Source organism: Demequina sp., assembly GCF_016278765.1.
In the GTDB taxonomy this organism is placed as follows: domain Bacteria; phylum Actinomycetota; class Actinomycetes; order Actinomycetales; family Demequinaceae; genus Demequina.
Window position 1 is genome coordinate 1 of the sequence record NZ_JADQBE010000009.1, and the last position, 10,935, is coordinate 10,935.

A 10,935-nucleotide genomic window follows, 5' to 3' on the forward strand; every position below is an offset into this window, starting at 1 on the left:
ATTGGATTTCGGGACCTTCCATTTAAGGTCTCACGCTCCTTGTAATGAGGGAGCGGGCAGGCAGAACTGGGCTTTCTGTAGCCCCGGCTGATCGTCAGTCGACAGGCTCAGAACCGTCATATGAGGGGTTCTGAGCATCTCCACCGAGGACCAGCGTCCGGCCAACCCGCTCGGTATGCAGGTTGAACTCGCTCTTGCGAGTGCTTCAAGACTATCAGAGGGGTTCCCTGACAGATCCGGATCCCCGCCCGTGGCTCACCCCGTGGCTCTCCTCATGTCTCTTCATGTCTCTGCGGTCGCGCCACCCGGATAGTTCCGACCGCGAGCGACAGCGACACGCAGGAGTGGTGCGCGGGTGCGTCCGGCTACGGAGACGTCTGCGCCGTCCTCGCCTGATCGAGCGCGGCGCGCAACAGCGGCACGTTGTCGGCAGAGGGTGCGAGGTCGCCCGATTCAATCCGCTGAGCCAGCCTGAGGATCGCCTCGTTGACGGGGGCCGTCGACCCCCGTGATCGCTGCTGCTCGACGATGTAGCCGCAGAACGCGTCGAGTTCGGCGCGACGACCTTTATCCCAATCCTGCAACACAGCGACGCGGGTAGTCGGAAGGGAGTACGACTCGAGCACGTTGTCGAGCAGGCCGATCGCGAACTCCTCCGAGTCCGTCACGTCCGCAGGATCGCGGCCGAAGATGGCGGTCATGCGGATGCCGAGGTCCCGCGCCAACCGGTACGCCTCGCGGGTCGCCTCGTCCATCACCTCGCGGACGCCTTCCATGCGCGCGGCCTCAAGGAGCGGCACGTTGAGGATCGCCGAGGGAAGCATCTCCGGAATACTCGCGATGAGCTTCATCCACTTCGACGCCCGGATGTCAGAGGAGATCTCCACCGTGCCGCAATGAGCGAGCGCCGCAGCCACGGCCTCGACCGCGGTCGTCCTCGCGCCATCGAGGGTGCCTACCGCGAGCCAGGTTCCGCTCGGCGGGATCTGGCGGACCACGACTCCCGGCTCGTACATGTTCGCGGCGATGCCAAGAACTGCGCCGATCGTGCGCTTGGCGCCGACGATGTCGGCGACGGCGTCGATCGTCATGCCGTTTTGCAGGCCGACCACGACCGACTCCTCGTGCAGGAGCGGCACGATGAGCTCGGTGACCCACCTGGTGTCGTAGGTCTTGACGGAGATGAACACGATGTCGAACGTGGTGCGGAGTTCGGCGACCTCGCAGAGGTGCAGCACACGAACGGGAGTGACCTCGGTGACCTCGGGCAGGTGCACCGAGAGCCCGTTCGCCCTCATGGCGTCGACGTGCGCGGGCCACTGCTCGATGAAGGTCACGTCCAGACCGGCGCGCAGCATGTCAGCGCCGAGGGACGCGCCGTTAGCGCCCGTTCCCACCAAGGCAATCTTCATCACCTCAACCACGATATGCGCCTCTCATCCTGTGCAAGCGGTTCAATCTCATGCGGTGGGACCCAGCTGTCGGTGGTGATGACCACCCGCGCCGACCTCGAGACGGACATCGCCGCGTTCAGGCGAATTTATCAGGACACACATTTCGATCGAACGCCACCCGGCAACGCTGAGAAGTTGCGGGTCCTTGCGCTGCGAACCAATTCCGACCGCGACACGCCGGGGGAGGACGCCGGCCCCGGCCGGCGTCGTTTCACGGCGTGTCGGTAGCCGCCGCGGTTCACGGCGTGCCGGTAGCCGCCGCGGTTCGCAGTGTCCAGGTGGCGCCGATGCGGGCCCGGTGCCAACCGACGTCGAGGCGGTGCGCCATGCCGCACAACGGTTCCCAACCTCCGACAGGGTGCGGGCGCGTGGCAGGGTGCGGGCGCGTGGCAGGACAGTGAAAGGCCCGGCCGCTCAGCCCCGAGTGGGGCGAGCGGCCGGGCCTGAGCGCGGCTCGGCGCGTCGGTCCTTGGAAGGACTAGCGACGCAGGCCGAGGCGCTCAATCAACGCGCGGTAGCGCTCAATGTCGATCTTCTGAAGGTAACTGAGCAGGCGGCGACGCTGGCCGACCAGGAGGAGCAGACCGCGACGAGAGTGGTGGTCGTGCTTGTGCTCCTTGAGGTGCTCGGTGAGGTCGAGGATGCGCTGCGTCAGCATCGCGATCTGAACCTCGGGCGAACCGGTGTCCCTCTCGGACGTGGCGTACTCGGTCATGATGGACTTCTTGGTGGCTGCATCGAGCGGCACAGGTTCTCCTCTTCACACATCGTTGCGCGGCGCGCCCAGGCTTGTTCTCTGGAGCAATGGAATCCGCGGCCGTTCTACGGCGACGGTCAAGCATAGCGGAGTGCGGCGGGTTTCGCGACGAACCTCGGCGGCAACCACATGATGCCAAGCCCCGAGCGCCGTCAAGAATGAGGGTTAGATCTGGCTGTAGGGGGTGCGCGTGTTCGCGCCGATGCCTGCGGCGTCCACTCCCCCTCGCACGGCCGGGGGCTCGATGACGCCCACCGACGTGCGCGTGCGGCTCAGCCGGTCCTCCAGCCAATGTGCGAAGCGGCTGACGGCCATGTTGACCACGATGTAGATCACCGCCGCGGCAAGCACGAAGACGACGGTGGTCTGCTCGCCAAAGTAGTTGTAGTTGTTCTTGGTCACTGTCAGCAACTCGTAGTACGCGATGATGAATCCGAGCGACGTGTCCTTCAGCAACACCACGACTTGGCTAACGAGCGCGGGCAACATGATGCGCACCGCCTGGGGAAGTTGGATACGCAGCAACACCGACAGTGGTCGAAGGCCCAAACTCAGCCCCGCCTCACGCTGGCCGCTGGGCAGGGCCGCGATGCCGGCGCGCAGGATCTCCGCGACGACCGCGGTGTTGTATACCGTGAGACCGAGCACCACGGACACCAGCGGCGACAGGCTGAGAGCGAGCACGCCGAAGTACATGACCAGCAACACGGGAATGCCGCGAAAGACGTGCGTGAACAGGTACGCGATGGCGCGCATCGGGCTGTTCGCCGACGCCCGCGCAATCACCAGAACGGTCGAGGTGACGACGACGATCGGGACGCTGATCACGACGGCCTTGAGCGTGCCCTCGAGGAGCCCCCTGACCAGCAGCGAGTGCCACACATCGGCGGCCGCCTGTCCGCCCTTCTGAGGATCCCACAGGACCTGCCAGCGTTCATCAAAGATGCCGCGCGTGTACGCGGTGTATCCGAGCCAACCCAACAGGCCGGCAATCACCGCGGTGAAGACGACCGTGTAGACCTTGTCGCGCAAGATTGCCTTGGGCCCGGGGACGTCGAAGAGAAGGTTGCGGGGGGCGCTCATCGCAGCACCGCCACTTTCTTCTCGAGTTGTTCCGCGGCGATCGACAACGGGACCGTGATCGCGAGATACGCGAGGCCGATCCCAATAAAGATGCCGAACACATCACCGGGGTTGGCATTCGACAACCGGTACGAGACTGCGGCGAGTTCGGTTCCTGCGAATCCGGCCGCGACCGACGTGTTCTTGATGTGCGCCACGAACACATTGATGAGCGGCGGCACCACCGAGCGGAAAGCCTGCGGCAGGACGATCTGCGACAGCGTCTGGCCGAAGGTGAGACCGAGCGAACGGGCCGCCTCCGCCTGACCGACCCCCACGGAGTTGATGCCCGAACGCACCACCTCGCAGACAAAGGTCGCCGTGTAGAGCGTGAGCGCGACGATCGCGAAGATAATTCCGTTGTTGATGGTGACGCCAAAGTAGGTATTCCGCGACACCGGAATGACGATGCCGACGAGGGCGGACGTGGTGCCACCCAAGAACAGAAACATCACGGTCAGCGGCGAATTTCGGACCACGTTGACATAGACCGTGCCAAAAGTGCGAAGCGGGCCGATGGGCGAGACACGGAAGGCGGCGAGGATCACGCCCCATGCGAACGCCAGAATGCCCGCCACGACGGAGATCAGCAGGGTCGCAGAGAAGCCCTGCCACAGCAGGTCGGCGTTGTCTACCAGGGCTCCCATGGAAAGTTGGCTCCGTTTCGGTGGCGTCGTGCCGGGGAGGGGCCGCCGCGTTGTGGCGCGGCAGCCCCTCCGTCAGCGACGAGCGGTCGGCCTAGTAGCGGTCGACCGTCGGGACGGCAGGATCGGGCAGTACGACCCCCGCCGTGTCCTTCCAGGCGGCGAGCCAGCGGCCGTCGGCGAAGATCTCCTCGAGAACGTCGTTGATCCACATGCGGAACTCGGTGTCGTCCAGCTTGACGCCGATGCCGTAGGGCTCTTCGGTGAAGGGCTCGCCCACCACCTTGAACTCGCCGTCGGACTCCGCCACGTAGCCCGCGAGAATCACGTTGTCGGTGGTGACCACGTCGACCTCGCCGTTACGCAGGGGCTCGAGGCAGTCGGTGTAGGCGCCGTACAGCACCAGGTTGGCCTCGGGGTAGTTCTCCGCGATGTTGGCCGCAGGCGTGGAGCCCTCGACCGAGCAGACGTTCTTGCCCGCAAGGTCGTCCGGCGTCGTAATGCCGTCCGTCGAGGACAGCGTCATCATGGCCTGGCCCGCGTTGTAGTACGGGCCCGCGAACGAGACGATCTCCTTGCGCTTGTCGTTGATGGTGTATGTGGCCACCACCAAGTCGACCTGGCCGGACTCGATGAAGGGCTCACGGTTGGCAGAGACGGTCTCGACCCACTCGATGTTGCCGGGGTCGATGCCGAGCTCTCCGGCGATGATCTTGCCGATCTCGACGTCGAAGCCCTCGGGGGTGCCGCTGGGCGACATCAGCCCGAACAGCGGCTGATCGAACTTGGTGCCGATGGTGATGGCGCCCGCATCGGCGAGCGCAGCCATCGTGGAGCCGGCCGGGAATTCCGCCACGGCGGTATCGGTGGCGGGCTCGGTGGCGGTCGTCGTCTCCGTCGACCCTCCGCTAGAACACGCCGTCAGCGCTATCGCTGCGACGGCGCCAAGCGCCGCCCATTTCAGGTTTCTCATGGGGTTTCCTCTCCTTCGGCCGAGGATCTCTCGGCCTAAGTGTGTCGTTAGTGCGTCAGAATCTTGGATAGAAAGTCTTTTGCCCGATCGGACTGAGGGTTCGTGAAGAACTCCTCCGGGGTGGCCTCCTCGACGATCACGCCTGCGTCCATGAAGACCACACGGTTGGCGGCCTTGCGCGCAAACCCCATCTCGTGGGTCACGACGATCATGGTCATTCCCTCGGACGCGAGGTTCGTCATCACGTCGAGGACCTCGTTGATCATTTCTGGATCGAGCGCGGACGTGGGCTCGTCGAACAGCATGACCTTGGGCCTCATCGCAAGGGCTCGCGCAATCGCGACCCGCTGCTGCTGACCCCCCGAGAGTTGGGCGGGGTGCTTGTCCCCCTGGCTTTCGACCCCCACGCGGGTGAGCAGCTCCATGGCGAGCGTCTTCGCCTCGGCCTTGGACATCTTGCGAACCTTCATGGGGCCGAGCATGACGTTATCGAGCACCGTCATGTGCGCGAACAGATTGAAGGACTGGAACACCATGCCGACGTCGGCCCGCAGCCGCGCGAGCGGGCGTCCTTCCGCGGGCAAGTCGACGCCATCGAGCCGAATGGTTCCGTTGTCGATGGTCTCAAGCCGGTTGATCGCGCGACAGAGAGTCGACTTGCCGGAGCCGGACGGCCCGATCACGACGACGACTTCGCCCTTGCCCACGGTCAGGTTGATGTCTTGGAGCACGTGCAAGTCGCCGAAATGCTTGTTCACGTTCTCCAGAACCACGAGCGGTTCGAAAGGCTGGGACGTCGCTTGGCTCGCTTCCATCTTGGCACCCTAGCCTGCGCGCCGCCGCCGTGGGGCGAATCGTTACGCGTTTAATACCGAACGGCACCACGCGACGTCCTCGTGCAACGCCGAAACGAGGCCGTCGATACCACCAAAGTCCAACATCGGCCGACGCCACTCGACCAGGTCGAGCGCGACGCGCGCGCCGTACAGGTCGAGGTCTTCGTGGTCCAGCACGTACGCCTCGACCCGCAGGTCATCGGTACCCACCGTGTAATTGATGCCGAGGCTCACCGCGGCGGGGAGTCTTTCTCCGACGAGCGACACGGCAGCGGCGTTTCCCCCCGGATCCACCACCTCGAGCCATCCCGCGTAGACGCCGTGGCGAGGAATGAAACCCGCATAGACGTCGAGGTTCGCGGTGGGAAAGCCGATCTGGCGGCCCAGCTTCAGGCCGTGGATCACCCTGCCGCGCAGCCGGTGATACGTCCCGAGGATTTTCGCGGCCGCCCGCAAGTCGCCCTCATCAAGCAGCTCGCGCACCCACGTGGAAGACCACCGGCGCGCACCGGCGTGAGAGTCGGACGCGTCGCCGACGATGTCGATGCCGATTCCCAGTTGTCTCCCCAACTCGCGGAGGGTCTCGATGTCACCTGCGTTCCCGCGGCCAAATCGGGTGTCACGTCCGACGGCAATCGCGACGGCGCCAAGCCCGTCGACGAGGTAGTCCCTCACGAACTCCTCGGGCGTCGCCATGGCGAAATCGAGCGTGTACTCCTGGACGACGATGCCATCGACGCCGGTCCTGGCGATCCGCTCGATGCGGTCCTCGATGCCGGTGATGAGCTCCGGCTGGTGGTCCGGAGCGTGGACCGCCTTGGGGTGCGGGTCGAACGTGACGGCGACCGAGGCTGCGCCGCGAGCGCGCGCCGCCGCCACCAGCTCCGTGAGGACCGCCTGATGACCCTTGTGCACCCCATCGAAGTTGCCAACGGTCACGACCGTGGGGCCGAGATCGGCGGGCACGTCGGCGAGCGAGCGCCACACGGATGTCATTCGCTCATTCTGCCGCACCTGGCTACCGGTCTCGGTCACGCGCCCGACCCCGCAGGAGCGAACACGATCACCGGCCTTGCGGCGCCCTTCACCCGACGCACCACCGCGATCACGCGGCCGTCGGGCGCGACGGCCGCGGCATCGTGCGTGAAGTCATCGTCGTGCTCGGGCGTGGCGAGTTCATCCACCCGCTCGCGCAGGGGCTTGCCGAAGCTGAGGTCGCGAGCCTCCTGCTCGGTCAGGTCCAGCGCGGGCAACGCCGCCTTGGCCGCCTCATCGAGCGAGATGAGCGGGATGTCAGCGCCGGAGTCGGCCAGCGCCGCGAGCGAGTCAACGGTGGACGCCGACGCGAGGTCGAATCGGCCGATGCGGGTGCGGCGCAAGGCGGTCAGGTGGCCCCCCACACCCAAGGCGGCTCCCAGGTCGCGTGCCAGGGCGCGGATGTAGGTTCCCGAGGACACGTGGATGGTCGCGTCGACGTCGATGACCGATTCCGACCGGCGCACTTCGGTCACCTCGAAACGAGAGACGGTGACCGGTCGCGCGGCCAGCGCCACCTCTTCGCCGGCGCGCACGCGCGCATAGGAACGCTCTCCGTTGACCTTGATGGCGCTCACCGAACTGGGGACCTGCGACATGTCGCCGGTGAGGGCCGCGATCGCCACCGCCAAGGCGTCGTTCGACACCGCCGACGCGTCGGTGGCGGATGTGACCTCGCCCTCCGCGTCGTCCGTGATGGTGGAGGAACCCAAGCGAATGGTCGCGTCGTAGGACTTGTCGTGGCCCGTGACGTAGGTGAGAAGTCGGGTCGCGCGCCCCACGGCGAGGACCAGCAGGCCGGTCGCCATCGGGTCGAGCGTGCCAGCGTGACCCACCTTGCGGGTGTTGAGGATCCGGCGGGAGCGCGCCACGACGTCGTGCGACGTCCAGCCGGCGGGCTTGTCGACAAGCAGCAGGCCCGGCGTGGGCTCGTCGATGCGACGCGCCACGTCGTCAGTCCTCTTCAGTGTCCTCGTCGGAGGGGTGCCGGTAAGGGTCGGCCTCTCCGGCGTAAGCGGCACCTTCCCGCAGCCTCGCCAACTCGGCATCCTTCAGCGCGGCCTCGTGAAGCGCCTTTTCGAGCGTGGCCGCCGTCTCCGGCACCGCGTCCAAGAAGAACTCGAGGGAAGGCGTGAGCCGGATGCCCAGCTCACCGCCCACCATCGAACGTAGCCGCCCCTTGGCGGACTGGAGCGCCGCGGCCGTGTTGGCCCGGTCCTCGTCGCCGCCGTAGACGGTGTAGAACACCGACGCCTGCTGCAGGTCGCCCGTGACGCGCACATCGGTCACGGTCACGAAACCCAGGCGCGGGTCCTTGATCTCGCTCTCCAGCGCGCGGGCAACGATCCTCTTGATCGTGCCCGCGAGCCGAAGTGCACGGGGTGAGTCGGTCATGAGGACCTCGGAATCTCCACCATCTCGAACGTCTCGATCATGTCGCCCACCTGGATGTCGTTGAACTTGCCCAAGCCGATACCGCACTCGAAGCCGTCCTTGACCTCGGTGGCATCGTCTTTGAAGCGACGCAGGGTGTCGATTGTCGGCTCGCCGAGGACGTTGCCGCCGCGGACGACGCGCGCCTTCGCGTTGCGCCTGATGACACCGCTGCGGACCAAACAACCGGCGATATTTCCGAACTTGGAGGAACGGAAGATCTCCATGATCTCGGCGGAACCCACCTGCTTCTCTTCGAACTCGGGCTTGAGCATGCCGGTGAGGGACGCCTCGACGTCCTCGATGGCACGGTAGATGACCGAGTAGAAGCGCATGTCGACGCCCTCGCGCTCGGCCAACTCCTGGACTCGCTCGGCGGGACGCACGTTGAAGCCGATGATGATGGCGTTGTCGACGGTGGCCAGGTTGACGTCGTTCTGCGTGACGGCACCCACACCACGGTGGATGACGCGCAGGTCCACCGAGTCGCCCACATCGATCGCGAGCAAAGCATCCTCGAGCGCCTCGACGGCACCGGACACATCGCCCTTGATGATGAGGTTGAGGGTGTCCACCTTGCCGTCCTCGATGGCTTGGGTGAAGTCCTCGAGGCTGATGCGCTTGCGACGCTTGGCCAGTTGCGCGGCACGCTCGGCGGCTTCACGCTTCTCAGCGATCTGACGTGCCGTGCGGTCGTCTTCGGCGGCCAGGAACGTGTCACCTGCGCGCGGAACCGACGTGAGGCCGATGACCATGACGGGCCGCGCGGGCAATGCCTCGGCGACGGGTTCGTCATGCTCGTCGAACATGGCGCGCACGCGGCCGTATGCCGTTCCTGCAACGATCGCGTCGCCGACGCGCAGGGTTCCGGACTGGACCAGCACGGTCGCCACGGGGCCACGGCCCTTGTCGAGGTGAGCCTCGACCGCGACGCCACGCGCGTCCTTGTTCGGGTTGGCGCGCAGGTCCAGGCCGGCATCGGCCGTGAGGAGCACCGCATCGAGAAGCTTCTCGATGTTCTTGCCCTGGGTCGCGGAGACTTCGACGAACATGGTGTCGCCGCCGTACTCCTCCGCCACCAGGTTGTATTCGGTGAGCTGCTGGCGAATCTTGTCGGGGTTGGCGCCTTCCTTGTCGATCTTGTTGATCGCCACGACGATCGGCACATGGGCCGCCTGGGCGTGGTTGAGGGCCTCGATCGTCTGCGGCATCACGCCGTCGTCGGCCGCCACCACCAGGATGGCGACGTCAGTCACCTGGGCACCACGTGCACGCATGGCGGTGAACGCCTCGTGACCCGGGGTGTCGATGAAGGTGATGGCGCGCGTGTCGCCTTCGTGGTCGCGGCGCACTTGGTAAGCGCCGATGTGCTGGGTAATGCCGCCAGCTTCGCCCGTCATGACGTCGGACTTGCGGATGGCGTCCAGCAGCCGGGTCTTACCGTGGTCGACGTGACCCATGACCGTGACGACGGGCGGGCGAACCTCGAGGTCCTCGTCCGTCTCCGCCTCGAGCTCCGCCTCAAGGTCGAGGCCGAAGTCCTCGAGCAGTTCGCGGTCCTCCTCCTCGGGCGAGACGATCGTGATCTTGTAACCCAGTTCCTCGCCGAGGGCCTGGAAGGTCTCCTCGTCGAGCGACTGCGTGGCCGTGGCCATTTCGCCCAAGTGGAACAGGACCGTCACCAGCGAGGCGGGGTTGACGTCGATGCGGTCGGCAAAGTCGCTCAGCGTTGCGCCGCGGCGCAGGCGAAGCGGCGTGCTGCCGTCGCCTCGCGGAATCTGCACGCCGCCGATCGACGGGGCCTGCTGCTGCTCGTACTCCATCCGCTTGGCGCGCTTGGACTTCCGTCCCCGTGTGGGGCGGCCGCCTTGGCGACCGAAGGCACCAGCCGTGCCGCCGCCTCGGCCGCGTCCACCGGCAGCCGGACGGCTACCAGGAGGACCGCCGAAGCCGGGACGCTGTCCGGCCGGAGCGCCACCAGGGGCCGCGCCGGTACGCGGCGCGAAGCCGCCTGGACGCGCGCCGCCTGCAGCGGGACGACCGCCGGCAGCAGGAGCGCCGGGACGGGCACCTGGCGTTGCGCCGGGTGCGCCACCCGGACGCGGGCGCGGTGCGCCTCCGCGAGCGGCTTGGAACGGGTTGTTGCCGCCCGGTCGCTGACGCGGCGCGCCGGGACGAGGCTGGAAAGGATTGTTGCCGCCCGGTCGGGGACGAGGGCGCGGCATGTCGCTCGGAAGCGGTGCTACCGGCTTCTTGTCGTCAGTGGCGGCCTTCGCCGTCTTGTCCGACGCCGCTGCTGGCTCCGGCCTGTCGGCGGAAGCCGACGGGGCAGCCTCGGCAGGCTTGCTCGCCGCCGGCACCGACTCGGAGCCCTGAGGCTCCCGCGCGGGCTCGGGTTCGGACGCTGCCGGCTTGGGGGCGGCGGGCCGGGGCGCCGGCTTGGACACCGCCGGCTTGCTCGCGGGCTCCGACGTGGGCGGCGTCGCGGGCGCGGGGAAGGCCTCTTTGGCCTTACGCACGACGGGCGCCTCAAGGGTCGACGAGGGACCCTTGACGTATTCGCCAAGTTCGTTCAGTTTGGCAATGAGGTCCTTGCTCGGAACACCGAGCTCCTTCGCGATCTCGTGAACGCGGGGCTTAGCCACAATTCTCCTGTCTCGGTCCGACCAAGACAGGGTCG

Annotated in this window: 10 protein-coding genes; all 10 read right to left on the bottom strand. The window is 66.6% G+C overall.

The genetic code is table 11. The annotated features are described in order from the left end of the window. Positions 1-365 precede the first annotated feature (365 nt). The gene (locus QZZ29_RS01585) at positions 366-1,412 is read right to left on the bottom strand and encodes a 2-dehydropantoate 2-reductase N-terminal domain-containing protein (RefSeq protein WP_291380892.1); all 1,047 of its coding nucleotides are present in this window, start codon (positions 1,410-1,412) and stop codon (positions 366-368) included. A gap of 520 nt (positions 1,413-1,932) precedes the next feature. Beyond that, the gene (gene rpsO, locus QZZ29_RS01590; protein ID WP_291380874.1) at positions 1,933-2,202 is read right to left on the bottom strand and encodes a 30S ribosomal protein S15; all 270 of its coding nucleotides are present in this window, start codon (positions 2,200-2,202) and stop codon (positions 1,933-1,935) included. Positions 2,203-2,376: 174 nt separating this feature from the next. Then, positions 2,377-3,294, bottom strand: coding sequence for an amino acid ABC transporter permease (locus QZZ29_RS01595; RefSeq protein ID WP_291380877.1), 918 nt, complete (start codon positions 3,292-3,294; stop codon positions 2,377-2,379). Continuing rightward, positions 3,291-3,980, bottom strand: a complete 690-nt coding sequence (locus QZZ29_RS01600; RefSeq protein ID WP_291380879.1) for an amino acid ABC transporter permease — start codon at positions 3,978-3,980, stop codon at positions 3,291-3,293. The genes QZZ29_RS01595 and QZZ29_RS01600 overlap by 4 nt, the downstream gene beginning before the upstream one ends. 91 nt (positions 3,981-4,071) lie before the next feature. Beyond that, positions 4,072-4,950, bottom strand: a complete 879-nt coding sequence (locus QZZ29_RS01605; protein ID WP_291380881.1) for a glutamate ABC transporter substrate-binding protein — start codon at positions 4,948-4,950, stop codon at positions 4,072-4,074. Between the two features lie 47 nt (positions 4,951-4,997). Continuing rightward, positions 4,998-5,765, bottom strand: coding sequence for an amino acid ABC transporter ATP-binding protein (locus QZZ29_RS01610; protein ID WP_291380883.1), 768 nt, complete (start codon positions 5,763-5,765; stop codon positions 4,998-5,000). Positions 5,766-5,807: 42 nt separating this feature from the next. After that, a complete protein-coding gene (locus QZZ29_RS01615; protein ID WP_291380885.1) occupies positions 5,808-6,782 on the bottom strand; it encodes a bifunctional riboflavin kinase/FAD synthetase in 975 nt (324 codons plus the stop codon). A 35-nt stretch (positions 6,783-6,817) separates the two neighbouring features. Then, positions 6,818-7,771 (bottom strand): tRNA pseudouridine(55) synthase TruB, encoded by a 954-nt coding sequence (gene truB / locus QZZ29_RS01620; protein WP_291380887.1) that lies wholly within the window; start codon positions 7,769-7,771, stop codon positions 6,818-6,820. 4 nt (positions 7,772-7,775) lie between these two features. Beyond that, a complete protein-coding gene (rbfA, locus tag QZZ29_RS01625) occupies positions 7,776-8,216 on the bottom strand; it encodes a 30S ribosome-binding factor RbfA (RefSeq protein ID WP_291380889.1) in 441 nt (146 codons plus the stop codon). Continuing rightward, entirely contained in the window at positions 8,213-10,900 is a 2,688-nt protein-coding gene (gene infB, locus QZZ29_RS01630; RefSeq protein ID WP_291380890.1) for a translation initiation factor IF-2, read from the bottom strand. Before infB ends, rbfA begins: the two co-directional genes overlap by 4 nt. Positions 10,901-10,935 lie beyond the last annotated feature (35 nt).

Excerpts from the sequence above, each read along its gene's own strand:
- rbfA (WP_291380889.1), bottom strand. The coding sequence starts at position 8,216 with ATGACCGACTCACCCCGTGCACTTCGGCTCGCGGGCACGATCAAGAGG.
- QZZ29_RS01600 (WP_291380879.1), bottom strand. The coding sequence starts at position 3,980 with ATGGGAGCCCTGGTAGACAACGCCGACCTGCTGTGGCAGGGCTTCTCT.
- QZZ29_RS01615 (WP_291380885.1), bottom strand. The coding sequence starts at position 6,782 with ATGACATCCGTGTGGCGCTCGCTCGCCGACGTGCCCGCCGATCTCGGC.
- QZZ29_RS01610 (WP_291380883.1), bottom strand. The coding sequence starts at position 5,765 with ATGGAAGCGAGCCAAGCGACGTCCCAGCCTTTCGAACCGCTCGTGGTT.
- QZZ29_RS01585 (WP_291380892.1), bottom strand. The coding sequence starts at position 1,412 with ATGAAGATTGCCTTGGTGGGAACGGGCGCTAACGGCGCGTCCCTCGGC.
- QZZ29_RS01605 (WP_291380881.1), bottom strand. The coding sequence starts at position 4,950 with ATGAGAAACCTGAAATGGGCGGCGCTTGGCGCCGTCGCAGCGATAGCG.
- QZZ29_RS01595 (WP_291380877.1), bottom strand. The coding sequence starts at position 3,294 with ATGAGCGCCCCCCGCAACCTTCTCTTCGACGTCCCCGGGCCCAAGGCA.